The organism is Streptomyces syringium (assembly GCF_017876625.1).
GTDB classification, from domain to species: Bacteria; Actinomycetota; Actinomycetes; order Streptomycetales; family Streptomycetaceae; genus Streptomyces; species Streptomyces syringius.
Genome location: NZ_JAGIOH010000001.1, coordinates 5,739,862 through 5,762,474, shown reverse-complemented (window position 1 = coordinate 5,762,474; position 22,613 = coordinate 5,739,862). Strand labels below are relative to the sequence as shown.

Genomic DNA, 22,613 nt, shown 5'->3' with positions numbered 1-22,613 from the left:
AACCCTCCATGCACATCACTGCCCTGACGACCGAAGGCCCGACGGCCGTTCCCTCCCCCGGCCACCGGTGGACCGCGTTGTTCTTCATCACCGAGCCGGGCATCGGCGAGGTCCTTCCCGAGCTGGCCGGTTGCACGACCGGGCTGTGCTCGGTGCGCGACGACGCCGCCCGCCTCGCGCGGGCCGATGTCCGGGTGCTGGGCGTCAGCGCACACGCCCCGGGCCACCTCGCCGCGTTCGCGGCGGAGCGCGAGCTGGGGTATCCGCTCGTGGGCGACGGCGAGTTGACGCTCGGCCGGGCACTCGGCGTCCCCGAGGTGACGGCGGGCGACCGCACGCTGTTCGCCCGCGCCGCGGTGATCCTCGACCGTGCGGGCACCGTACGGGCCGTGCTGCACCCGGTGCCCGAGCCCGGGCGCCACGCGGAACTCGTCCTGGAGAAGATCGCGGAGCTCGAAGCCGACGAGAGTGACCGTGCCTGACGCGAAGGCGGTACGGGGCGGCCGGATCCGCGCGCTGCTGCCGGCCCCCGGGGCACCCCGCGCGCTGGCCCTCTCCACCCTCGTCGGGCAGACCGGCAGCGGTCTCTTCCTGCCGGTCAGCGCGCTGTTCTTCACCCGCTCGGTGGGGCTCGCCCCCACCGAGGTGGGGGTGGGGCTCGCGGTCGCCGGACTGACCGGGCTGGCTGCCGCCGTACCGATCGGGCGGATCGCGGACCGTTTCGGGCCGCGCGGCACGTACGCCGTCACGCTGCTCGGCCAGGCGGCGGCCACCGCCGCGTTCTCCCTGGTGCACTCCATGTGGGCGTTCGTGCTGGTCAGCACGGTCGCCGCGCTCGCGCAGCGGGGCGGCAACGCCGCCCGGGGCGCCGTCATCGGCAACGTGGGCACGGGCGAGGAGCGGGTCAGGCTGCGCGCGGTGCTCAAGTCGGTGACCAACATCGGCCTGAGCCTCGGCACCGCGCTGGCCGCCCTCGCCCTGACCGCCGATTCACGCTCCGCCTATCTCGCGGTGGTCTTCGTCAACGCCGCGAGCTATGTGTGCGCCGCACTGCCCCTGCTGCGCGTGCCAGCGGCAGCGGTGGTTTCGAAGGAAGGGGGCGCGGGTGGCACACCGTCCGCCCCGCCGCGCCGGGCGGTGCTGCGCGACCGGCCGTACACCCTGGTCACCGTGTTGTGCGGGATCACCAGCATCCATTACGACGTGCTGTCCCTCGCTCTGCCGCTGTGGATCGCCGGACACAGCAGCGCCCCGCAGTGGAGCATCTCCGCCGTCATCATGGCCAACACCGTTCTGGTCGTCCTCCTCCAGGTCCCCTTCTCACGGGGCACGGGGGTGGTGCCCACCGCGGCCGCCGCGGTGCGGCGCTCCGGCTGGGTGCTGTGGGCCGGCTGGGCGGTGATCGCCTGCACCGCCTTCACCGGCTCCGCGCCGGTGTCCGTCCTCCTGCTCGTCGCGGGCATGGTGCTGCACACCGCCGGCGAGCTGTGGCAGTCGGCGGGCAGTTACGGGCTCAGTTACGAACTCGCCCCGGCGGGTTCGCACGGCGAGTACCAGGGCTTCTTCTCGCTGGGCCGGGGGGCCACCGCGGCGCTGGCCCCCATGGTGGTCACCACCGTGTGCCTGGCCGACGGCCCCGACTGGCGGCCCGTCTCCGGATGGCTGCTGCTCGGTCTCGTCGTCGCGGCGGCGTCCGCCGCCGTGCCCCCGGCCGCCCGCCGGGCCGAACGCGCCGCCGCCGCGCACCTCAACTCCACCCCTCTACCCGTACGGGAGACAGCATGACCGCCTTCTCGTCCGCACCCGCGGTACCTGTGCCGGCCGGAGCGCACCAGCGGGGCCCGTCGGTCCTGGTCCTCGGTGGTGGCACCCGGCTGCCCAAGGCCCTCCGGGCTCACGGCATGCACGTCGTCTACGGCGGTACGCCCGAGGAGTTCACTCCCGCGCACCGCGACGCCTGTGACGAGGCATGGCTCCTCGACGGCTCGGAGGACGACTGGGTCAGCAGGGCGGTGGCACTGCACCAGGTGGTCCCGCTGCACCGCGTGGTCACCGTGCGGGAGCGCTTCCTGACGGCTGCCGCCCGGATCGGTGACGCTCTCGGTCTCGGCGGGAATCCGCTGGACACCGTACGGGCGCTGAAGGACAAGTCGCTGATGCGGCTGCGCGCCGAGTCCCTCATGGAACAGGGCGCCGTACGGGCACGGTTGATGCACACACCCGGCGACGTGGACGCGTTCGTGGCCCGGGTCGGCCTGCCCGTCGTCCTCAAGCCGCGTGACGGCTCGGGGAGCGAGGACATCGCGATCGTCCGTGACGAGGACGCCCTCCGGTCCGCGCGGCAGCGGGTCCACGCCCTGCCGGGGGCCCTGCTCGCCGAAGAGTTCCTGGACGGGCCGGAGTTCAGCGTCGAGACGTTCACGCACGAGGGGCGTCACCGGATCCTCGCCCTCACCGAGAAGTTCACCGCGGCGGGCGCCGTCGAGGTCGGCCACGTCGTACCCGCCCGGATCGGCGCGGACGACCGCGCCGCGCTGGAGGAGGCGACCCACCGGTTCCTCGACGGGATGGGTTTCGTCGAAGGGCCCGCCCACACCGAGCTCATTCTCACGGCGAACGGGCCCCGCGTCGTGGAGTCGCACAACCGTCCCGGTGGCGACGGCATCGTCGACCTCGTCCGCCACGTCAGCGGCGTCGACATCCGGGATCTCCTGGCGGCCCAGGTCGCCGGTGCCGAGCCGCCCGCCCCGGCCGCGGACCCGGCGGGCGCCGCCGCGACCTGGTTCCTGACCGCGGCCCCCGGTGTCGCCACCGAGGTCTCCGGCTGGGACGCGGCCGCGGCCATGCCGGGCGTCGTGTCCGTGTCCCCCGGCACCCGGGCCGGGGACACCGTGTCGCCCTTGCGCGGATCCGGTGACCGGTGCGGCTCGGTGACCGCGGTGGCCGCGACGCCCGACGAGGCGCTGCTGCGGGCCCGCGCCGCGCTCGCGCTCGTCACCCTGCGCACCACTCCCTCCGCCCAGCCCCGCACCGAGAGCCGAGAAGGCCGATGAGCACTGCCGCCCTCCCCGCCCCCGTCGTCCGGAACTCCCTGACCGAGCGCTATCTCGCCTCTCCCGCCGGCAGGGGCGCGGTGTGGCCGAAGTCCCCGGACCAGGCCCGGCTCGAGGCCGTGCACGGTGCGCTGGAGGACCGCTTCCTGACCCGTCCGGCCTTTCTGGAGGCCGCGGAGACGGACCTCCTGGAGAGTGACCTGAACGGCGTGCTGGACCTGCTGTTCTCCCTGCCCGACCGGCTCTTCGACGGCGACGCGCACGCATTCGCCGCCGCGGTGGGACTGCGCCCCGAACAGGCGCGGATCGCCTTGCGGCCCCCCGTCCCGGAGCCGGCCAGGATCGGCCGCGCGGACCTCTACCACGACGGAACGGGCTTCCGGCTGCTGGAGTTCAACATCAGCAGCGCGCTCGGCGGTTTCGACACCCCGGAACTCAACCGCCTGCTGCTGGGGGACGAGAGGCTGGCGGACTTCGCGGGGAGGGAAGACCTGACGTTCCCCGACGCCGTCGGCGCGCTCGCCGATTTCCTGCGCGCGACGGCGAAGACCGCCGGAACGGGTGCGGGCACCCCCACGGTCGCGCTCATGGACTGGTGGCCCGGGTACCGCAAGACGGAACCCAAGATCCGCGCGCTGGCCGCGCTGCTGGAGCGGTACGGCATCGAGGCCGTGCCCTGTCACACGGGCCAGGTGCGGGAAATGGGCGGCCGGATCATGGCCGACGGCCGTCCCGTCGACGTCGTCCACCGCTATTTCACCCTCGGCGAGCTGACCGCCGACGCCGCCTGTCTCGTCCGGGCCGAGGAACTCCTCGACGCCTTCGCGCGGTGCGGTACGCCGGTGGTGTCCCCGCTGCGCACCTCCATGCACGGCAACAAGCGGGCGCTGGCCATGCTGTGGGAAGAGCGCTGCCACCGCACCTACGACCGGTCCGAACGGGCCCTGGTCGAGCGGTTCCTGCCCTGGACGCAGGAGCTGCGGCAGGGCACCGCCCCGGTCCGCGGCGAGGAGGTGGACCTGCTCGCGTACTGCGCGCGGCACCGCGAGGACCTCGTCCTGAAGCCCTCGCACGGTCTCGGCGGTGTCGGCACCGTGCTCGGCCGCAGCGTCGGCGACCAGGAGTGGGCGAAGGCCCTGTCCCGGGCGGCGGAAGGCCGGTACGTCGTCCAGGAGCTGGTCACGCCGGGCCCGGAGGAGTTCCCTGACACGAGCGCGAACGGCCGCTCCCCCTGGGCGCTCAACTGGGGTGCCTTCCTCATCGGCCGGCAGTACGCGGGCGCCTTCCTGCGGGGCCTGCCCACCGACCGGGCCGACGTCATCTCCTACGACAACAAGGCCTACGCCGGCTGCGTCTTCCAGGCCCCCCGCTCGTAGCCGGTCATGGCCGGGCTTGGCGCTCGCATCGACAGGTGTCAACATAGGCGTATGTCGAATTCGAGTGGGGTGGAGTTGCCGGTCCTGGAGCCGGAGGCGATGTGCTGCCCGCCGCTGACGTCGGCGGAGCTGTCGGAGGCGGACGCGGTGAAGATGGCCGCGATGTTCAAGGCCCTGGGCGATCCGGTGCGGCTGCGGCTGTTCTCCAAGGTCGCCTCCCACCCGGAGGGCGAAGCCTGCGTCTGCGACATCCAGGACGTGGGCGTCTCGCAGCCGACCGTCTCCCACCACCTGAAGAAGCTCAAGGACGTCGGCCTCCTGACCTCCGAGCGGCGCGGGACGTGGGTGTACTACCGCATCGAGCCGTCCGTGCTCGCGGCCATGTCCCGGACGCTCGACCGCGGCTCCGCGTAACCGCCCCGATCCGCGCGGGTGCCGCTCCGTAACGGGGCTCGGCGGTTTCTAATTCGACAGATCTCTATGTTGACAGCCGTCGATTCAAGGCGCACTCTTGCATTGAAGTCGATCGATACAACTGGATGGAGGAGATCGTCATGTCCCGTGTTCAGCTGGCCCTGAATGTCGCCGACCTCGAGGCGTCAGTGGCCTTCTACACCAATCTCTTCGGTACCGAACCGGCCAAGCGCCGGCCCGGCTACGCGAACTTCGCCATCGCCGAGCCCCCGCTCAAGCTCGTCCTCATCGAGGGCGAGCCCGGCCAGGACACCCGCCTGGACCACCTCGGCGTCGAGGTCACCACCACGGACCAGGTGACCGCCGCCACCGAACGCCTCAAGGAATCCGGCCTGGCCACCTTCGAGGAGAACGACACCTCCTGCTGTTACGCCCTCCAGGACAAGGTCTGGGTCCACGGACCCGGCCGAGAGCCCTGGGAGGTCTACGTCGTCAAGGCCGACGCCGACACCCTCGCCAAGAGCGCCGAGAGCACCCCGGACGCGTGCTGCGGAACCACCGCCTGCTGCACCCCCGACGAGCAGGCCGTCGACCCCGCCCAGGCTCCGGCCGAAGCGAAGGCCGCCGCAGGCTGCGCCTGTACCGCCTGACCCGCAACCAGCGGTCCCCGTCAGCCGATCCGGGCCGAGGCCGGGACCCTCCGGTCCCGGTCGGGGCAGTCCAGGCGGTTCATCCGGCGGCTCCGGCCGGCTCGGGTGCGGTGAACTTCCGCCGCCACGCGAGGGAGACGTAGACCAGGGCGACGAGGACGGGGACCTCGATGAGCGGGCCGACGACGCCGGAGAGGGCCTGGCCGGAGGTGACGCCGAAGGTGGCGATGGCGACGGCGATGGCCAGCTCGAAGTTGTTGCCCGCCGCCGTGAAGGCGAGGGTCGCGGTGCGGTCGTAGGCCAGGCCGATGGCCTTGCCGAGGGCGAAGGTGCCGAACCACATGATCGCGAAGTAGGCCAGCAGCGGCAGCGCGATCCGCGCGACGTCGCCGGGCTGGGAGGTGATGGTCTTCCCCTGGAGGGCGAAGAGGATCACGATCGTGAACAGCAGCCCGTACAGAGCCCACGGCCCGATCTTCGGCAGGAACCGCTGCTCGTAGCCTTCGCGGCCCATCTTCCTCTCGCCGATACGGCGGGTGAGGAAGCCGGCCAGCAGCGGGACGCCGAGGAAGATGACCACGTTCAGCGCGATCTTCCACATGGAGATGTCGAGATGCTCGCCGTTGCCGAGGCCGAGCCAGCCGGGGAGCAGGTCGAGGTAGAGCCAGCCGAGAAGGCCGAAGGCGATGACCTGGAAGACGGAGTTCAGGGCGACCAGGACGGCGGCGGCTTCGCGGTCGCCGCAGGCCAGGTCGTTCCAGATGATGACCATGGCGATGCAGCGCGCGAGGCCGACGACGATCAGGCCGGTGCGGTACTCGGGCAGATCGGGGAGGAAGATCCACGCCAGCGCGAACATCAGCGCGGGACCCAGGACCCAGTTGACGACCAGCGAGGACACCATCAGCTTCTTGTCGCCGGTGACGGCGTCGAGCTTGTCGTAGCGGACCTTCGCCAGCACCGGATACATCATGATCAGCAGGCCGACCGCGATCGGCAGCGAGATGCCGCCGATCTCGACCTTCGCGAGTGCGTCGTTCATGCCGGGGATCAGCCGGCCCAGACCGAGGCCGAGGCCCATGGCGATCAGGATCCACACCGCGAGGAAGCGGTCGAGGGTGGAGAGCTTCGCGACGACCGAGGCTTCTTCCACGGCGGCGGGCGCTTCGGTGCGGGTCACGGGCAGGACCTCTTCCGGTCGGCGGCGGCGCGGGCGTGCTCGGCCAGCTCGGTGAACTGCCCGGCGAGAGCGGCGATGACCTCGGGCTTCAGCTTGTAATAGGTGAACCGCCCGCAGGGCTCGGTCTCCACGACCCCGGCCTCCCGCAGCACCCTCAGGTGGTTGGAGAGATTGGTCTGCTTGGCGCCGGTCTCCTCGACCAGGTGCGTGGTGCACAGGGTCTCGTGGGCGAGCAGGGTCACGATCTTCAGCCTGAGCGGGTCCGCGAGAACCCGGATCAGATCAGTATCGACTGACGTCATCATGGGCTGATATTTTCATATCAGTGGCGGCTGACACCAGTGGATGCTGATACCACGCTTCCCTCCCCTCAGTGAGACAAGAGAGACCCTGAGTGCGACACGAGGTCGCCGTAACAAGTAGGTCAGAAAAGGAGTCGGTATGACCTCCGGCCAGTGATCAGGGCCGGTCCCTGCCCCCGGGCGCGTCGCTGGCAACGGCGGGGTGTCGAGCACGGGGATTCACGCCCAAGGGTTCGCGGGCCATCGTGAGCCACAGGCAAGGGGAAGACCGGAAGGAAGAACGAGAGTGAACCCCTGTATTTACGCATCGTTAATCTCACGTCGCGTCATGGTCTGCAATCGGCGGCGGAAGGGTCCTGCGTTGAGAGGCGCGAAGCGGACATCGGGTCTTCAGAGCCTGGTGTTGGATCACCGCTGACCTCGGTGCAAAGGGGGCTTCCTCACCGGTCGCATCTTGTTGCGGTGAAACGTGGAAACCCCGTAAGGGTCCGGCCTAGGCCGGTAAGCCAAAGGCAACCGAGGCCCAACTCCCTTGCGGGACAGGATGTTCCGAGAAGCGAATGCTGCCAGGCGAAAGCCCAGAGGAAACGAGCGGATCACGGAGACTCCTTCGCCGTTCATAACTCGGCGGATACCGGTGGATGCCGGGCCCGAAAGGGAGCTGACGCGGAACAGGTAGGCCGAAGAAGTGGAACTGCCGGAAGCACCAACCGGGGTGCAAGTTAGATGCTGGGGGTGGGGTGGAAACGCTGGAAACTGACGGAGTGGCCGTCCTCGAACCAGGGAACGGAACCTCGGACGAGTTCGAGCGGTACTGGGCCGGGATCAACTGGCCCGAGACCGAGCGGAACGTCGTGCGTCTGCGACAGAGGATCTTCAAGGCGTCCCAGGAAGGGGACCTCAAACGGGTCCGGAACCTTCAGAAGCTCATGCTGCGCTCCCACTCGAACACGCTCTCTAGCGTGCGCAGGGTGACCCAGCGCAGCACGGGGAAGGCAACGGCCGGCGTTGACGGCGAGCGCGCCCTGACCCATCAGGGCAGGGCGAAACTGGTCGCGGAGATCGCCTCCGAGTCCGGGCTCAAGACCAAGCCGGTCAGACGCGTATACATCCCGAAGGCGAACGGGAAGAAGCGGCCACTCGGAATCCCCACGATCAGGGACCGGGTCCACCAGGCCAGAGCGAAAAACGCACTGGAACCTGAATGGGAAGCCCGCTTCGAGGCGCGGAGCTACGGCTTCCGCCCCGGGCGGAGCTGCCACGATGCCATCCAAGCGATCTTCAACGTCTCCGCACATAAGTCTGCGCGGAGGCTGTGGGTCCTCGATGCGGATCTGTCAGCGGCCTTCGACCGGATCGACCATAGACACCTGATGAGGGCGATCGGGGGCTTTCCCGGAAGGGGCATGGTCCTGCGATGGCTCAAGGCGGGGGTTATGGAGGGCGGAAGGTTCGCCCCAACGGAGGAAGGAACTCCGCAGGGGGGAGTCATCAGCCCGCTCCTTCTCAACATCGCCCTGCACGGGATGGGTGAGGCGGCAGGAGCCGTGGCGAATCCGCAGTCCAATGCGGGGCGTGTGGCTCCGGTCCTGGTGAGGTACGCCGACGATTTCGTGGCGCTGTGCGCCACGGAGGGCGAGGCGGAGGACGTCAAGTCGCGGTTGGAGGAATGGTTCAGGCCCAGGGGACTGGCCTTCAATGAGGAGAAAACCAAGGTGGTCCACCTCAGAGAGGGCTTCGATTTCCTCGGCTTCAACGTCCGCCGGTTCAACGACAAGATGATCATCAAGCCGAGCCCGGACGCCGTGAGCCGATGCAAACGCGAGATGAAGAAGAACGTCCGGCAGATGGCGGGCGCTCCGGTGGCGGCGGTAATCCACCGGTTGAACCCGATCATCCGGGGATGGTCAACTTACTATCGCGCCGTCGTCTCCAAGGAAACGTTCGGAAAGCTCGATCACTACATGTGGGAACTGTTGTGGCGATGGGCTAAGCGAAGGCACCGCAAAAAGGGCGGCCGATGGATCGCCGCCCGGTATTGGGGGACCTTCCGTCCGGGCAGTCAGAACCGGTGGATATTCGGCGACCGGGACACCGGTGACAGACTCCACCAGTTCGCCGAGACCAAGATTGTCAGGCACGTGTCCGTCAAGGGCCCGGCGTCGAAGGACGACCCGACCCTGACCACGTATTGGGCGGCCAGGCGACGAAGTCGCCCGCACCCGCAGGCGGACGGAAAGAACCGCGTCCTCCTGGCGGTGCGACAGAGGGGCCTATGCCCCCGCTGTGGTCACGACCTGGTCGCCGGTGACAGCTACGAACCCCAGAGCACCCGCGAATGGGTGCTCTGGTTCACGGCAGCGACGCGGGGGACACACGTCCACCACGTCGTCCACCGGCACCAGGGCGGCTCGGACGACAAGAAGAACCTTGAACTCATCCACGCGGAATGTCACCGGCGACACCACGCCAGTGACCACCAGCCCCGGAAACTGGAGAAACAGCCATGACTGAGCACGCCGATGGCCCGCTTGAGCCGGATGCGTCGAGAGGCGCACGTCCGGTTCTGAGGGGGGACCGGTCCGGGCAACCGGCCGGTCCTACCCGACTGTCCGAGAAGCCCTCCGTTCTCTTCGTCTGTGTTCACAACGCCGGCCGCTCCCAGATGGCCGCCGCCTGGCTGACCCATCTGGCGGGCGACCGCGTCGAGGTCCGCTCCGCGGGGTCCGCCCCGGCCGACAGCGTCAACCCCGCCGTCGTCGAGGCCATGCGCGAGGTCGGCATCGACATCACCTCCCAGACCCCCAAGATCCTCACCGTCGACGCCGTCCAGGCATCGGATGTGTGCATCACCATGGGCTGCGGTGACGTCTGCCCGGTCTTCGCCGGCAAGAGGTACCTGGACTGGAAGCTCGAGGACCCGGCCGGTCAGGGCGTGGAGGCCGTCCGCCCGATCCGTGACCGGATCAAGGTCCTGATCGAGGGCCTGATCGCCGAGATCGCCCCGGGGAAGACGCCGTGACCGGCGAGACCCCCAGCTCACCGCGACGGGCATGGTCGTCGCGATCGGCCACGACCCGAAAGGACACAACAACGCCCGGCTCCCCGTCAGCAGATCGCTCTGCGTGACGAGGAGCCGGGCACCGAGATCTTTCCCGCCGTCCTACGAGGCGGCGAGCTTCCGCAGGGCGATGTTGAGCTTGAGTACGTTGACGCGCTCGTTGCCCATGAAGCCCAGGATCCGGCCGTCCGTGTGGTCCTCCACGAGCTTGCGGACCGCGGCCGCCGACAGGCCGTTGGCCTTGGCGACGCGCTCGGCCTGGAGGCGGGCGTACTCCGGGGAGATGTCCGGGTCTAGGCCGGAGGCGGAGGCGGTGAGGGCGTCCACGGGGACCGACGACGGGGAGACGCCGTTGAAGGCGGCGACGTCCGCGCGGCGCTGCTCGACGCCGGTCAGCAGGACCTTGCTGTCGGCGGCGAGGTTGGAGGCACCGGACACCAGGATCTTGTACTGGGTGTTCTCGGTGTTGGCGCCGGCCGCCGAGGCGCGCGGCTGGAAGAACTTCGGGTCGGGCAGCGGGTTTCCGTCCTTGTCCTTCTTGTCGAGGTCGTAGCGCTGGCCGAGCCGCTCGGAGCCGACGGACCTGCCGTCCACCGTCACCTCGGAGCCGTTGGCCTTGTCGTGGAAGACGGCCTGGGCCACACCGGTGACGACCAGCGGGTAGATCACGCCGCAGACCAGCGTGAGGACGAGCAGGGCCCGCAGCCCCGCCCCCATCACGCGGAACGTACTGCTTACGGAGTTGTTCATGACGTCACCCGATGCCAGGGATGAGGGAGATGAGCAGGTCGATGATCTTGATGCCGATGAAGGGCGCGATCAGCCCGCCCAGCCCGTAGACGGTGAGGTTGCGGCGGAGCATGCTGTCCGCGCTCATCGGCCGGTAGCGCACGCCCTTGAGGGCGAGCGGCACCAGCGCCACGATGACCAGCGCGTTGAAGACGACCGCCGAGAGGATCGCGGACTCGGGCGAGGCCAGACCCATGATGTTGAGCTTGTCCAGGCCCGGGTGGACCACCGCGAACATCGCCGGGATGATCGCGAAGTACTTCGCGACGTCGTTGGCGATCGAGAAGGTGGTGAGCGCCCCGCGGGTGATCAGGAGCTGCTTGCCGATCTCGACGATCTCGATGAGCTTGGTCGGGTTGGAGTCCAGGTCCACCATGTTCCCGGCCTCCTTGGCGGCCGAGGTACCGGTGTTCATGGCCACGCCCACATCGGCCTGGGCCAGCGCCGGGGCGTCGTTGGTGCCGTCGCCCGTCATCGCGACGAGCTTGCCGCCGGCCTGCTCGCGCTTGATGAGGGCCATCTTGTCCTCGGGGGTGGCCTCGGCGAGGAAGTCGTCCACGCCCGCCTCTTCGGCGATGGCCTTGGCCGTCAGCGGGTTGTCACCCGTGATCATGACGGTCTTGATGCCCATGCGGCGCAGCTCGTCGAACCGCTCCCGCATGCCCTCCTTGACGACGTCCTTGAGGTGGATGACGCCCAGGACGCGGGCGCTCCTGTCGTCCTCGATCGCGACGAGCAGCGGCGTGCCGCCCGCCTGGGAGATCTCCTCGGTGAGCTTTCGGGTGTCCTCGGCGACCCGGCCGCCGCGCTCCTCGACCCAGGCGACGACAGAACCGGTCGCACCCTTGCGGACCTTCCGCGCCACGCCGTCCTGGACGACGTCCACACCCGACATCCGGGTCTGGGCGGTGAACGGCACCCACTCGGCGCCGACGAGCTCGCCCTCGTGCCGCTCGCGCAGGCCGTACTTCTCCTTGGCGAGGACGACGATCGAGCGGCCTTCCGGCGTCTCGTCGGCGAGCGAGGAGAGCTGGGCGGAATCGGCCACCTCGGCGGCCGTGGTGCCCTTGACCGGGACGAACTCGGCGGCCTGGCGGTTGCCGTAGGTGATGGTGCCGGTCTTGTCGAGCAGCAGCGTGGAGATGTCACCGGCCGCCTCGACCGCGCGCCCGGACATCGCCAGCACATTGCGCTGGACGAGCCGGTCCATGCCCGCGATGCCGATCGCGGACAGCAGCGCGCCGATGGTCGTCGGGATCAGACAGACCACCAGGGCGGCGAGCACGATCATCGACTGCTCGGCGCCCGCGTAAATCGCGAAGGGCTGGAGGGTGACGACGGCGAGCAGGAAGACGATGGTGAGCGAGGCGAGCAGGATGTTGAGCGCGATCTCGTTCGGCGTCTTCTGCCGGGCGGCGCCCTCGACCAGATTGATCATCCGGTCGATGAAGGTCTCGCCGGGCTTCGTCATGATCTTCACGACGATGCGGTCGGACAGCACCTTGGTGCCGCCGGTGACGGCGGACCGGTCACCGCCGGACTCGCGGATGACCGGGGCCGACTCGCCCGTGATGGCGGACTCGTCGACGCTCGCGACGCCCTCGACCACGTCACCGTCGCCGGGGATGATGTCGCCGGCCTCGCAGACGACGAGGTCGCCCACGCGCAGCTCGGTGCCGGGCACCGACTCCTCGACGCCGCCGCTGAGACGGCGGGCGACGGTGTCGGTCTTGGCCTTGCGCAGGGTGTCGGCCTGGGCCTTGCCGCGGCCCTCGGCGACGGCCTCGGCGAGGTTGGCGAACAGGACGGTCAGCCACAGCCAGACGGTGATCGCCCAGCCGAACCAGTCACCGGGGTCCTTGACCGCGAGCACGGTGGTGACCACCGAGCCGATGAGGACCACGAACATGACGGGCGACTTGACCATCACCCGCGGGTCGAGCTTGCGGAACGCGTCGGGCAGCGACTTGACCAGCTGCGCCGGGTCGAAGAGGCCACCGGAGACGCGTCCGTGCTCCTCGGAGCCCGGCGTGCTCGCCCCGGTCTCCTCGGGGGCGGTACGTACAGGGGTGGTCGTGCTCATGAGAGTCCCTCCGCCATCGGGCCAAGGGCCAGTGCCGGGAAGTAGGTCAAGCCGGTGATGATGAGGATCGCGCCGACGAGCAGCCCGGCGAAGAGGGGCTTCTCGGTGCGCAGGGTGCCCGCGGTCTCGGGCACCGGCTTCTGCTCGGCGAGCGAGCCCGCGAGCGCCAGGACGAACACCATCGGAAGGAAGCGGCCGAGCAGCATGGCGAGGCCGATCGTGGTGTTGTACCAGGGTGTGTTGGCGTTGAGGCCGCCGAAGGCGGAGCCGTTGTTGTTGGCGCCGGAGGTGAAGGCGTAGAGGACCTCGGAGAAGCCGTGCGCCCCGCTGCCGTCCACCGAGTTGGCCGCGGTGTTGAGCATGGACTCCGGCGGCTCGGACAGCGCCATGGACAGGGCGGTGAAGCCGAGCACCAGCGTCGGGGTGATGAGGATGTAGCACGCGGCGAGCTTGATCTCGCGGGTGCCGATCTTCTTGCCGAGGTACTCGGGCGTACGGCCGACCATCAGGCCGGCGATGAACACCGCGATGATCGCCATGACGAGCATGCCGTAGAGGCCGGAGCCGACGCCGCCGGGCGCGATCTCGCCGAGCATCATGCCGAGCAGCGTGATGCCGCCGCCGAAGCCGGTGAAGGAGGAGTGGAAGGAGTCCACCGCACCCGTCGAGGTCAGGGTGGTGGCGACCCCGAAGATGGCGGAGGCGCCGATGCCGAAGCGCTGCTCCTTGCCCTCCATCGCGCCGCCGGCCGCTTCGAGCGCGGCGCCGTGGCCCGCGAACTCGGTCCACATCATCAGGGCGGTGAAGCCCAGCCAGATGACCCCCATCGTGGCGAGGATCGCGTAGCCCTGCTTCACGTTGCCGACGAGCCTGCCGAAGGTCCGGGTCAGGGCGAACGGGATGACCAGGATCAGGAAGATCTCGAAGAGGTTGGTGAAGGCGTTCGGGTTCTCGAAGGGGTGGGAGGAGTTGGCGTTGAAGTAGCCGCCGCCGTTGGTGCCCAGCTCCTTGATGACCTCCTGCGAGGCCACGGCTCCGCCGTTGACCTGCTGGCTGCCGCCGGTCAGCTGACCGATCCCGTGGATGCCCGCGAAGTTCTGGATCGCGCCGCAGGCGACGAGCACCAGCGCGCCGATCACGGAGATCGGGATCAGGATGCGGACGGTGCCGCGCACCAGGTCGGCCCAGAAGTTGCCCAGCTCGCCGGTGCGGGAGCGGGCGAAGCCCCGGACGAGCGCGACGGCGACGGCGATACCGACGGCCGCGGAGACGAAGTTCTGCACCGCCAGGCCCAGCGTCTGCACGGCGTGGCCCATGGCCTGCTCGCCCGAGTACGACTGCCAGTTGGTGTTGGCGACGAACGAGGCGGCGGTGTTGAAGGCCTGGTCCGGGCTGATGGCGGTGAAGCCGAGCGAGACCGAGTCCGGCAGGACGCCCTGGATCCGCTGGAGCAGATAAAGGAAGAGCACACCGACGAAGGAAAAGGCCAGGACGCCGCGGAGATAGGCGGGCCAGCGCATTTCGGCGTGCGGGTCGGCGCCGATCGAGCGGTAGATCCACTTTTCGACGCGCAGATGCTTCTCGGAGCTGTAGACACGGGCCATGTAATCGCCCAGCGGGCGATAGACCAGTGCCAGCGCCGCGACGAGGGCGGTGAGCTGGAGGACTCCGGAGAGAACGGGGCTCATATCGCCCGCTGCGGTAGCAGCAATAGGCACGGTCAGAACCTCTCCGGGAAAACGAGGGCGAGGATCAGGTAGCCCAGCAGGGCGACGGCCACGACCAGACCGACGACGTTCTCGATGGTCACAGCTTCGTCACCCCCTTGGCGACGAGAGCCACCAGCGCGAAGACCGCGATCGTGGTGACGACGAAGGCCACGTCGGCCATCGTGTGCTCCTAGAGGGTTCGGATATGAACGGACCCCTGAAGGAAACCTCTCCGATCGACTCGCGAACGGTCCGTTGACGCCTCCCTTACGGCCATTAGCGCGCCCTTGACGAGATTCATACGCGCGCCGCGTGGACCTGCGAAAACGACGCTGGGCCGCAACCCCGGAAAGGGGTCGCGGCCCAGCGGAACGGCTGGATCCAGCCGCTTGACGAGCGTTTTCTCAGCGGATCTCGGAGATTTCCGGGCCACGCTGGAGGCGGTCCACGCCGCCCGCGAAGCGCGAGCTCTCGGGCTCCTCCTGCTGCAGACCCTCGGCCACCATCTGCGCGTCGTCCGGCAGATTCAGCACGATGGGATCGCGGGGCGCCATCGGGGAGTCCCCGCGGACGACGACGGTGTCCAGGAAGATCTGCTCCAGCAGCCCGGCGGTCTGCGGCTGCACCGCGCCCTGGCCGGAGATCACGCCCCGCAGGAACCAGCGCGGTCCGTCACAGCCGACGAAACGCACCAGCTGTACGCCGTTGGTCCCGTCCGGCAGCGTCACCGGCACCTGGGCCCGCAGCTCCCAGCCGAGCGGCCCCTGGACCTCGTCCACGACGCCGCCCTGCTGGGTGATGCCGCTCGCGATCTCGTCCCGTACCTCGTGCCAGATGCCCTCGCGCTTGGGGGCGGCGAAGGCCTGCAGCTGCACGGCGCTGTCGCGCAGCACCACGGTCGCGGCAACGATCGCGTCACCGGCGACCTCGACCCGCAGCTCCATGCCCTCGACCCCGGGCACGAACAGTCCGCCCAGGTCCACCCGGCCCTCGCCGGGCTCCCGGACCTCCGCGATGTCCCACGGCCCGTCGGGGCGCGGCTCCGGCTCCAGCCGGACCCGGGTCTCGGCCGCGGTGTCCTGTGCGGACTCGTCGGCGAGGGAGTCCTCAGCCGACTCCTCGGAGGTCACACCGTCGACCTGATCGACGGCGTCCTCGCTCTGCTTGCGGCGACGACCGAACACGTCACTGTCCTTCCCGGTCGCGGGCGACCGAAGCGAATCCATTCCCCACGGCAGCGTGGCCACCGGTGGACCCGAAGCCCCCTTCGGCCCGCGCCGAGCCGGGAAGCTCCGCCACCTCGTGGAAGCGGACCTTCTCGACCTGCTGGACAACCAATTGGGCGATGCGGTCGAACCGCTCGAACCGCACGCTCTCGCGCGGGTCCAGATTGACCACAATCACCTTGATCTCTCCACGGTACCCGGCATCGATGGTCCCCGGGGCATTGACCATGGAGACCCCGCACCGGGCAGCGAGCCCCGAACGCGGGTGCACGAAGGCGGCGTACCCGTCCGGCAGTGCGATGGAAACCCCGGTCGGGAGCGTCATCCGCTCGCCGGGGGCCAGCACCGCGGCCTCGGTGGTGACGAGGTCACAGCCGGCGTCGCCGGGGTGGCCGTACGCGGGAATCGGCACCTCCGGATCCACTCGGCGGATCAACACGTCAAGGGGACTGCGCATCACGGGTTCACCTCGAAAGCTCGCGCGACCTTCACCTGGTCGGGGTCGGCCAGAGCGGCCTTGATCTCGGCCGGGCGGCCGTTCTCGATGAAGTGGTCGATCTTGACCTCGACGAACATCGCGTCCGCGCGGACCGCGACGGGCCCCTCGGGGCCGCCGATCCGGCCGGTGGCCGTGCAGTAGATCTTGCGACCGTGCACCGCGAGCACCTCGGCGTCCAGATACAGCACGGTGTCCACGGGGACGGGACGGACGAAGTCCGTCTCCAGTCGGCCGGTCACCGCGATCACCCGCAGCAGCCAGCCCAGTCCGCCCAGCGTCTCGTCCAGCGCCGTGGCCAGCACACCGCCGTGCGCGAGACCGGGCGCGCCCTGGTGGGCCTCCTTGACCCGGAACTCGGCCGTGACCCGCACGCCCTCGCCGGCCCGCGTCTCGAGGTGCAGGCCGTGCGGCACCGCGGGGCCGCAGCCGAAGCAGTACTCGTAGTGCGACCCGATGACCTCTCCGGGCGCGGGGGCATCGGGATGCCGCACCGGCGGCCCGGCGTCGTCCGGGGGCGTCAGCGCTGTCGTTCTTCCACTCACAGGGGCTGACCTTACCCGCGCCGGGGGCACCCGGTCCCGGCCGTGCCAAGCTTGGGCTTATGCAGCCTTACGAAGAACGCCTGACCGCGCCCCGTTCCTGGTGGTTCATCGCGGTTCTCGTCGGGATCGCCATGGCGCTGATCCTGCTGCCGCTGGGCAAGCTGCCGCTGCTGTGCGGCCTGGTCGGCGGCGGCGCGCTGGCCGCCGTCGCGGTCAGCTCCTACGGGTCCGCGCGGATCCGGGTGGTCGGCGGCGCGCTGATCGCGGGCGACGCCCGGATCCCCCTCGAGGCACTGGGGGTGCCGGAGGTGCTGGACGCGGAGGAGGCCCGCGCCTGGCGGACCCACAAGGCCGACACCCGCGCCTTCATGCTGCTGCGCGGTTACGTCCGCACCGCGGTGCGGATCGAGGTCGTCGACCCGGCCGACCCCACCCCGTACGTCTATCTCTCCACCCGCTCCCCCGAGCGCCTGGCCGCCGCCCTCACCGCCGTACGGGCCTGAGGGCCCCGCCGGGCCGCCGGGACGGTTCCACGACCGCCCCGGAAGGGCCCCAGGGGCCCGACTGACGGACGAAGGACGGCTCGACGGCCCGGGAGGGTCAACCCGCCCCGGGATGCTCCTGGGCAGGCGGCAGGCCGGCCCGTCCGGCGTCGGGCAGCGCGTCCCAGGGCACCTGCTTGGTCCGCAGGTCCTTGCGGACCTTCTGGGCGAGCTTCTTGGTGTCACGCCGGTTCATCGCCGCGCCGACGGCAGCGCCGATCATGAAGGGCGTGAGGTTCGGCAGATTGCGGAACGTGCGCTTGAGGACCTGCTGGCGCAGCTCGCGCCGCAGCTGGCCGCCGAGGGCGGCGTTGAGGGTCGTGGGTGAGGTCACGTCGATGCCGCGCTCCTCGGCCCAGGCGGCCAGATAGGCCGTCGCCCGCTGGCGCACGGTGCCCGGGGCACGCAGGCCGTAGACCTCGTGGAGCTCGGCGATGAGCTTGAACTCCACGGCGGCGACGCCGACGATCTCGGTCGCCAGCTCGGCGGGCATGGCGGGCGGCACCGGCAGCATCGCCGCCGCGCCGACGCCGGCGCCCACGGTGGACGTGCCGTTCGCGGCACCGGCCACCAGCTTGTCGGCGAGCTGCTCCGGGCCGAGGCCCGGGAACTGCTCGCGCAAGGTCGCGAGGTCGCGCACCGGGATGCGCGGGGCGTTCGCGATGATCCGTTCGGCGACGGCGGTCAGTCCCGCCCTCGCCCCCCGGCCGCCCTTCTTGGCCCCACGGCCGACCGCGGCCGCGAGCGAGGCCGTGCGGCCCCGCTCCACGCTCGCGTCGGCCGCCGCACCGGCTGCACCGGACTCATCCGATGCGGCCGCGTCCTGCCGCGCGACGCCCTCGGCCGGCCCGTTGGTCAGTCCGGGCTGCCGGGAGCGTCGCCTCCGGAACGGGGTCGAGCCTGCCATGGCAGACCCGATCCTCAGTCGCAGTCGCGGCAGATCGGCTGGCCGTCCTTCTCGCGGGCCAGCTGACTGCGGTGGTGCACGAGGAAGCAGCTCATGCACGTGAACTCGTCGGCCTGCCGGGGCAGGACCCGGACGGACAGTTCCTCATTGGAAAGGTCCGCGCCGGGCAGTTCCATGCCCTCGGCGGACTCGAACTCGTCGACGTCGACCGTCGACGCGGACTTGTCGTTCCGCCGGGACTTGAGTTCCTCGATGCTGTCCTCGTTGACGTCATCGTCGGTCTTGCGTGGGGTGTCGTAGTCCGTTGCCATGTCGCTCTCCCCCTCTGGGTGTCTGCGGTGTCTCCAGCGCACGTAACGCGTGAGAGGCCGGACTTGTGCCCGACCTGAGGCGGAGATTTTGCCTCACATCAAGGTCTGTTACTCAATCGACACCCAACCGCACACCTGAAGAGGTGATGGGGATGGATGGCGAACGGGACCGTACACGGTCCGGACGACGCATGCGGATGCGCCATCACCTGTACTTCCCGTGATCAGGACCCCCGGAAACCCCCATTTTTCCGGCGTTCCGGCAGTCTGATCGATCACGGAGAGTAGATGGCCGGAAGTTTGCGCATGTGATCGATCACACATGCCCACAGCGATGGCCGGAACGTGAAAATTCCGCCCAAAGCGAACCTTCGGCCGCCCTATTCTCGCAGAGTTCTCAGGTCGGCAGGACAACCCTCATGATCAACCCGCCTCCCTCTCTCGGTTCGGCCGTGATCCGCCCGCCGTGCGCCCGGGCCACCGAGCGCACGATGGACAGACCGAGGCCCACACCCTTGTCGCTGCCCGTGCGCTCGGTGCGGAGCCGCCGGAACGGCTCGAAGATGTTGTCCAGCTCGTACGCCGGCACGATCGGCCCGGTGTTCTCCACGACCAGCAGCGCCTGGCCCGGCAGGGACCGCGTGGTGACCTCGACCCAGCCGTCGGGGGTGTTGTAGCGCACGGCGTTCTGCACGAGGTTGAGCGCGATCCGCTCCAGGAGCACGCCGTTGCCCTGCACGACGGCGGGCTCCCGGGTCCCCCGCAGCTCCACGCCCTTGCCCTGCGCCTCGGCACGGGCCTGGTCGAGGGCCTGGGAGGCCACCTCGGCGAGATCCACGGGCTTGCGGTCCACGATCTCGTTGTCGCTGCGGGCGAGCAGCAGCAGGCCCTCCACGAGCTGCTCGCTGCGCTCGTTGGTGGCGAGCAGGGTCTTGCCGAGCTGCTGCAGCTCGGGCGAGGCGCCGGGGTCGGAGAGATGGACCTCCAGCAGCGTCCGGTTGATCGCCAGCGGGGTGCGCAGCTCGTGCGAGGCGTTGGCCACGAACCGCTGCTGCGCGGTGAAGGCCCGCTCCAGCCGGTCCAGCATCTCGTCGAAGGTGTCCGAGAGCTCCTTCAACTCGTCGTCCGGCCCACCCAGTTCGATGCGCCGGGACAGGTCCGTCCCCGCGACGCGACGGGCGGTGCGGGTCATCTTGCCGAGCGGCGAGAGAACCCGGCCGGCCATGGCGTAGCCGAAGGCGAAGGCGATGACGGCGAGACCGAGGAGAGCGAGCAGGGAACGGCGCAGGAGGCCTTCCAGGGCCCCTTGGCGCTGGTGGCTCATGCAGGTGCTGAGGATGTCGTTGGCCTGGCCGGGGGTGAGGCCGGGGGCCTTGAGGCCGGGGCAGGCGTCGCCCGTGACCTTCACCTGGCTGCCGTTGACCAGCTCGATCAGCGGCTCACTGCCGGTGCTCAGCGCGTTGGCGGCCAGCAGATAGATGATCGTCAGCAGCAGCACTCCGGCCATCAGGAACATCCCGCCGTAGAGCAGGGTGAGCCTTATCCGGATGGTGGGGCGGAGCCAGGGGAACGGCCGGACGACCGGCTGACGGGGGTCCCAGGTGGGCTTCGGCGGCGTGGGAGGGGTCGCCGGTGGTGCGGGGGTGGCAGGAGTGGGCATAGGGCGTCAGATCCGGTATCCGGAGCCGGGCACGGTGACGATGACGGCGGGCTCGCCGAGCTTGCGGCGGAGCGTCATGACCGTGACCCGGACGACGTTGGTGAACGGGTCGGTGTTCTCGTCCCAGGCCTTCTCCAGGAGCTGCTCGGCCGAGACCACCGCGCCCTCGCTGCGCATGAGTACCTCCAGCACGGCGAACTCCTTCGGCGCCAGCTGGACCTCCCGGCCCTCGCGGAAGACCTCGCGGCGGTTGGGGTCCAGCTTGATGCCGGCGCGCTCCAGGACGGGCGGCAGGGCCACGGTGGTGCGGCGGCCCAGTGCGCGTACGCGCGCGGTCAGCTCGCTGAAGGCGAAGGGCTTGGGCAGATAGTCGTCCGCGCCGATCTCCAGGCCCTCCACGCGGTCGCTGACGTCGCCGGAGGCGGTGAGCATCAGGACGCGGGTGGGCATGCCGAGCTCGACGACCTTGCGGCAGACGTCGTCGCCGTGGACGAGCGGGAGGTCCCGGTCGAGCACGATGACGTCGTAGTCGTTGACGGCGATACGCTCCAGAGCGGCGGCTCCGTCGTACACGACGTCGACGGCCATGGCCTCCCGGCGCAGTCCGGTGGCGACGGCATCGGCGAGCAGCTGCTCGTCCTCGACGACGAGTACGCGCACGGCGCTGTTCCTTTCCTTGGGCCCTGTGGGCAGGTGTGAGTCCCCTGACGGGTGTTCCATCCTGCCTCGAACGTCGATAAACCGGCCGTAAGGGGGGTCCGGATGGCCGGAACGGCGGGGATTCCGGATTCCTTGAAGTTCACAGGTTTCCGCTCGGATCGCGGTGGGGAAGACGTCTGCACACCCGCGATCACGCTTTGTGGCGCCACGTCACGACCGGCCGCCACCCGCAGGGAACACCGCACGTGATCGTTTCGCCGTCGGCACACCCCCGTGCCATCGACCCACGACGAGAGGGCGCCGCACCATGGACGCGTTCACCGCTGGCATCCTGCAGCGCATAGAGAACACCCGGACCGACCTCGACCAGGCCCGCCGGACCGGCGACGAGTTCCTCGCCGAGGTCGAGCAGGCCGAGCTGGACGACCTGCACCGCCTGGCCGCCGAGCACGGCGTCGAGGTCACCGCCGCGTGAGCCCTTCGGGCTGATCTGCACGGCCGAGCGCCCCGCTGCCACGTATGGCGGCGGGGCGCTTGCCGTGTCCGGTCCGGGGTTCCGCTTTCCCGGCGGGGGCCGGGGGGCGTGCTGCGTGGGAGCGGCTCACCAGGCGCGCCGTGGGCTTCGGGCTCACCGACCCGGGCCCTCACGCCTCAGCGGCATCGGAGCCCGTCCGGGCCGCCATGCTGACGGTCCCCGCCGAGGGGACGCTCAGGCCGGGAGCGCGTTCGGCCAAGGCCCGGGGGCCCGTCGGCCCCAGTGGCCTTGGCCGCGCCCGGAGGGCTAGTCGTGCCAGGCGCCCAGCTCTTCCAGGCGGGCCTGGAGGGGCTCGAAGAGGCCCTGGGGGGCCGCCACCGTCAGTTCCGTGGAGGCCGGGTCGCCGGGGCGGCCGCCCGTCAGCGCGCCCGCCTCGCGGGCGATGAGGGCTCCCGCCGCGTAGTCCCAGGGGTTGAGCCCGCGCTCGTAGTACCCGTCCAGCCGGCCGCAGGCCACGTCGCACAGGTCGATCGCCGCCGATCCCCCGCGCCGGATGTCGCGGACCTCCGGCAGGAGGGACCGCAGCACCTCCGCCTGGGCGGCCCGGCGGGCCGTGAGGTAGCCGAAGCCGGTGCCGATCAGTGCCTGGTCGCGGGCCGGCGCGGGGCGCACCCGCAGCCGGCGGTCGCCGGCGAAGGCCCCCTCGCCGAGCACCGCCCGGTACGTCTCGCCGCGCATCGGGGCGGCGACGACGCCGACGGCCGCCTCGCCGTCGATCTCGGCGGCGATGGACACGGCCCACGAGGGCAGGCCGTACAGATAGTTGACCGTGCCGTCGAGCGGGTCGATGACCCAGCGCACCCCGCTGGTGCCCTCGCTGCTGGCGCCCTCCTCGCCCAGCACCCCGTCGTACGGGCGCCGGTCGGCGAGGAAGCCGGTGATCAGCTTCTCGGAGGCGATGTCCATCTCCGTGACGACGTCGATGGAGCTGGTCTTGGTCGCGGCCACCCCGAGATCGGCCGGGCGGCCGTCGCGCAGCAGAGCGGCGGCGCGCTCTGCGGCCTCCAGGGCCACGGCCAGGAGTTCGGCCTTCAGGGGGGCGTCGGACACGTCGTTCACGGTGCTCCTCGGTGCGTTTTCCGCTGTGTGCGGGACCTGCGCGGACGGGACTGCT

Annotated in this window: 24 protein-coding genes; 10 read left to right on the top strand and 14 right to left on the bottom strand. The window is 70.1% G+C overall.

Annotation, left to right across the window (positions count from 1 at the left end; all coding sequences use genetic code 11):
• Positions 1-8 precede the first annotated feature (8 nt).
• The 6 genes from JO379_RS25725 to JO379_RS25700 all read left to right on the top strand — a co-directional run bounded on the left by JO379_RS25725 (position 9) and on the right by JO379_RS25700 (position 5,493).
• The gene (locus JO379_RS25725; RefSeq protein ID WP_130881765.1) at positions 9-482 is read left to right on the top strand and encodes a redoxin domain-containing protein; all 474 of its coding nucleotides are present in this window, start codon (positions 9-11) and stop codon (positions 480-482) included.
• The gene (locus JO379_RS25720) at positions 475-1,785 is read left to right on the top strand and encodes an MFS transporter (RefSeq protein WP_165451694.1); all 1,311 of its coding nucleotides are present in this window, start codon (positions 475-477) and stop codon (positions 1,783-1,785) included. The genes JO379_RS25725 and JO379_RS25720 overlap by 8 nt, the downstream gene beginning before the upstream one ends.
• The gene (locus tag JO379_RS25715; RefSeq protein ID WP_209517137.1) at positions 1,782-3,053 is read left to right on the top strand and encodes an ATP-grasp domain-containing protein; all 1,272 of its coding nucleotides are present in this window, start codon (positions 1,782-1,784) and stop codon (positions 3,051-3,053) included. The genes JO379_RS25720 and JO379_RS25715 overlap by 4 nt, the downstream gene beginning before the upstream one ends.
• Positions 3,050-4,429 (top strand): glutathionylspermidine synthase family protein, encoded by a 1,380-nt coding sequence (locus JO379_RS25710; protein WP_130881768.1) that lies wholly within the window; start codon positions 3,050-3,052, stop codon positions 4,427-4,429. The genes JO379_RS25715 and JO379_RS25710 overlap by 4 nt, the downstream gene beginning before the upstream one ends.
• 51 nt (positions 4,430-4,480) lie before the next feature.
• Positions 4,481-4,843: an ArsR/SmtB family transcription factor gene (locus JO379_RS25705; RefSeq protein ID WP_130881769.1), complete on the top strand. Its 363-nt coding sequence runs from the start codon at positions 4,481-4,483 to the stop codon at positions 4,841-4,843.
• A gap of 140 nt (positions 4,844-4,983) precedes the next feature.
• Positions 4,984-5,493, top strand: a complete 510-nt coding sequence (locus tag JO379_RS25700) for an ArsI/CadI family heavy metal resistance metalloenzyme (protein ID WP_209517135.1) — start codon at positions 4,984-4,986, stop codon at positions 5,491-5,493.
• Between the two features lie 79 nt (positions 5,494-5,572).
• Here JO379_RS25700 and arsB read toward each other — a convergent pair whose 3' ends face one another.
• Complete coding sequence (gene arsB / locus JO379_RS25695) at positions 5,573-6,673, bottom strand: ACR3 family arsenite efflux transporter (RefSeq protein ID WP_209517134.1); 1,101 nt, start codon at positions 6,671-6,673, stop codon at positions 5,573-5,575.
• Entirely contained in the window at positions 6,670-6,978 is a 309-nt protein-coding gene (locus JO379_RS25690) for an ArsR/SmtB family transcription factor (protein ID WP_130881772.1), read from the bottom strand. The genes arsB and JO379_RS25690 overlap by 4 nt, the downstream gene beginning before the upstream one ends.
• 761 nt (positions 6,979-7,739) lie before the next feature.
• Here JO379_RS25690 and ltrA point away from each other — a divergent pair.
• On the top strand, positions 7,740-9,485 hold the full coding sequence (gene ltrA, locus JO379_RS25685; protein ID WP_307842134.1) for a group II intron reverse transcriptase/maturase: 1,746 nt from the start codon (positions 7,740-7,742) through the stop codon (positions 9,483-9,485).
• A gap of 98 nt (positions 9,486-9,583) precedes the next feature.
• Positions 9,584-9,997: an arsenate reductase ArsC gene (locus tag JO379_RS25680; protein ID WP_130881773.1), complete on the top strand. Its 414-nt coding sequence runs from the start codon at positions 9,584-9,586 to the stop codon at positions 9,995-9,997.
• A 141-nt stretch (positions 9,998-10,138) separates the two neighbouring features.
• On the opposite strand, the gene kdpC is transcribed toward JO379_RS25680, so the two are convergent.
• From kdpC to JO379_RS25645, 7 genes are all read right to left on the bottom strand, one after another.
• The gene (gene kdpC, locus JO379_RS25675) at positions 10,139-10,786 is read right to left on the bottom strand and encodes a K(+)-transporting ATPase subunit C (RefSeq protein WP_130881774.1); all 648 of its coding nucleotides are present in this window, start codon (positions 10,784-10,786) and stop codon (positions 10,139-10,141) included.
• 4 nt (positions 10,787-10,790) lie between these two features.
• On the bottom strand, positions 10,791-12,908 hold the full coding sequence (kdpB, locus tag JO379_RS25670; RefSeq protein ID WP_209517132.1) for a potassium-transporting ATPase subunit KdpB: 2,118 nt from the start codon (positions 12,906-12,908) through the stop codon (positions 10,791-10,793).
• Positions 12,905-14,596 (bottom strand): potassium-transporting ATPase subunit KdpA, encoded by a 1,692-nt coding sequence (kdpA, locus tag JO379_RS25665; protein WP_209518862.1) that lies wholly within the window; start codon positions 14,594-14,596, stop codon positions 12,905-12,907. The genes kdpB and kdpA overlap by 4 nt, the downstream gene beginning before the upstream one ends.
• 32 nt (positions 14,597-14,628) lie before the next feature.
• Positions 14,629-14,718, bottom strand: coding sequence for a K(+)-transporting ATPase subunit F (kdpF, locus tag JO379_RS25660; protein ID WP_130881776.1), 90 nt, complete (start codon positions 14,716-14,718; stop codon positions 14,629-14,631).
• Positions 14,719-15,021: 303 nt separating this feature from the next.
• Complete coding sequence (locus tag JO379_RS25655) at positions 15,022-15,801, bottom strand: DUF3710 domain-containing protein (protein WP_130881777.1); 780 nt, start codon at positions 15,799-15,801, stop codon at positions 15,022-15,024.
• A gap of 1 nt (position 15,802) precedes the next feature.
• Positions 15,803-16,300, bottom strand: coding sequence for a dUTP diphosphatase (gene dut / locus JO379_RS25650; RefSeq protein ID WP_130881778.1), 498 nt, complete (start codon positions 16,298-16,300; stop codon positions 15,803-15,805).
• Complete coding sequence (locus JO379_RS25645; RefSeq protein ID WP_209517130.1) at positions 16,300-16,884, bottom strand: PaaI family thioesterase; 585 nt, start codon at positions 16,882-16,884, stop codon at positions 16,300-16,302. The genes dut and JO379_RS25645 overlap by 1 nt, the downstream gene beginning before the upstream one ends.
• Before the next feature lie 59 nt (positions 16,885-16,943).
• Here JO379_RS25645 and JO379_RS25640 point away from each other — a divergent pair, with 59 nt between their 5' ends.
• A complete protein-coding gene (locus JO379_RS25640) occupies positions 16,944-17,387 on the top strand; it encodes a DUF3093 domain-containing protein (protein WP_130881780.1) in 444 nt (147 codons plus the stop codon).
• Between the two features lie 97 nt (positions 17,388-17,484).
• Here JO379_RS25640 and JO379_RS25635 read toward each other — a convergent pair whose 3' ends face one another.
• The 4 genes from JO379_RS25635 to JO379_RS25620 form a co-directional block, all read right to left on the bottom strand.
• Positions 17,485-18,333: a hypothetical protein gene (locus JO379_RS25635; protein WP_209517128.1), complete on the bottom strand. Its 849-nt coding sequence runs from the start codon at positions 18,331-18,333 to the stop codon at positions 17,485-17,487.
• 14 nt (positions 18,334-18,347) lie between these two features.
• The gene (locus tag JO379_RS25630) at positions 18,348-18,644 is read right to left on the bottom strand and encodes a DUF4193 domain-containing protein (protein ID WP_130881781.1); all 297 of its coding nucleotides are present in this window, start codon (positions 18,642-18,644) and stop codon (positions 18,348-18,350) included.
• 397 nt (positions 18,645-19,041) lie between these two features.
• Positions 19,042-20,304 (bottom strand): sensor histidine kinase, encoded by a 1,263-nt coding sequence (locus JO379_RS25625; RefSeq protein WP_130881782.1) that lies wholly within the window; start codon positions 20,302-20,304, stop codon positions 19,042-19,044.
• A gap of 6 nt (positions 20,305-20,310) precedes the next feature.
• Positions 20,311-20,964 carry a response regulator transcription factor gene (locus JO379_RS25620; RefSeq protein WP_130881783.1) on the bottom strand — a complete coding sequence of 218 codons (654 nt, stop codon included), beginning with the start codon at positions 20,962-20,964 and terminating at the stop codon, positions 20,311-20,313.
• 307 nt (positions 20,965-21,271) lie between these two features.
• Between JO379_RS25620 and JO379_RS25615 the strand changes: the two genes are divergently transcribed.
• Positions 21,272-21,439 (top strand): hypothetical protein, encoded by a 168-nt coding sequence (locus JO379_RS25615; RefSeq protein ID WP_165451696.1) that lies wholly within the window; start codon positions 21,272-21,274, stop codon positions 21,437-21,439.
• A gap of 306 nt (positions 21,440-21,745) precedes the next feature.
• Here JO379_RS25615 and JO379_RS25610 read toward each other — a convergent pair whose 3' ends face one another.
• Positions 21,746-22,558, bottom strand: a complete 813-nt coding sequence (locus JO379_RS25610; RefSeq protein WP_372449107.1) for an inositol monophosphatase family protein — start codon at positions 22,556-22,558, stop codon at positions 21,746-21,748.
• Positions 22,559-22,613 lie beyond the last annotated feature (55 nt).

Excerpts from the sequence above, each read along its gene's own strand:
- JO379_RS25725 (WP_130881765.1), top strand. The coding sequence starts at position 9 with ATGCACATCACTGCCCTGACGACCGAAGGCCCGACGGCCGTTCCCTCC.
- JO379_RS25715 (WP_209517137.1), top strand. The coding sequence starts at position 1,782 with ATGACCGCCTTCTCGTCCGCACCCGCGGTACCTGTGCCGGCCGGAGCG.
- JO379_RS25710 (WP_130881768.1), top strand. The coding sequence starts at position 3,050 with ATGAGCACTGCCGCCCTCCCCGCCCCCGTCGTCCGGAACTCCCTGACC.
- JO379_RS25705 (WP_130881769.1), top strand. The coding sequence starts at position 4,481 with ATGTCGAATTCGAGTGGGGTGGAGTTGCCGGTCCTGGAGCCGGAGGCG.
- JO379_RS25700 (WP_209517135.1), top strand. The coding sequence starts at position 4,984 with ATGTCCCGTGTTCAGCTGGCCCTGAATGTCGCCGACCTCGAGGCGTCA.
- JO379_RS25690 (WP_130881772.1), bottom strand. The coding sequence starts at position 6,978 with ATGATGACGTCAGTCGATACTGATCTGATCCGGGTTCTCGCGGACCCG.
- kdpC (WP_130881774.1), bottom strand. The coding sequence starts at position 10,786 with ATGAACAACTCCGTAAGCAGTACGTTCCGCGTGATGGGGGCGGGGCTG.
- kdpB (WP_209517132.1), bottom strand. The coding sequence starts at position 12,908 with ATGAGCACGACCACCCCTGTACGTACCGCCCCCGAGGAGACCGGGGCG.
- kdpA (WP_209518862.1), bottom strand. The coding sequence starts at position 14,596 with ATGAGCCCCGTTCTCTCCGGAGTCCTCCAGCTCACCGCCCTCGTCGCG.
- dut (WP_130881778.1), bottom strand. The coding sequence starts at position 16,300 with ATGCGCAGTCCCCTTGACGTGTTGATCCGCCGAGTGGATCCGGAGGTG.
- JO379_RS25640 (WP_130881780.1), top strand. The coding sequence starts at position 16,944 with ATGCAGCCTTACGAAGAACGCCTGACCGCGCCCCGTTCCTGGTGGTTC.
- JO379_RS25635 (WP_209517128.1), bottom strand. The coding sequence starts at position 18,333 with ATGGCAGGCTCGACCCCGTTCCGGAGGCGACGCTCCCGGCAGCCCGGA.
- JO379_RS25630 (WP_130881781.1), bottom strand. The coding sequence starts at position 18,644 with ATGGCAACGGACTACGACACCCCACGCAAGACCGACGATGACGTCAAC.
- JO379_RS25625 (WP_130881782.1), bottom strand. The coding sequence starts at position 20,304 with ATGCCCACTCCTGCCACCCCCGCACCACCGGCGACCCCTCCCACGCCG.
- JO379_RS25615 (WP_165451696.1), top strand. The coding sequence starts at position 21,272 with ATGGACGCGTTCACCGCTGGCATCCTGCAGCGCATAGAGAACACCCGG.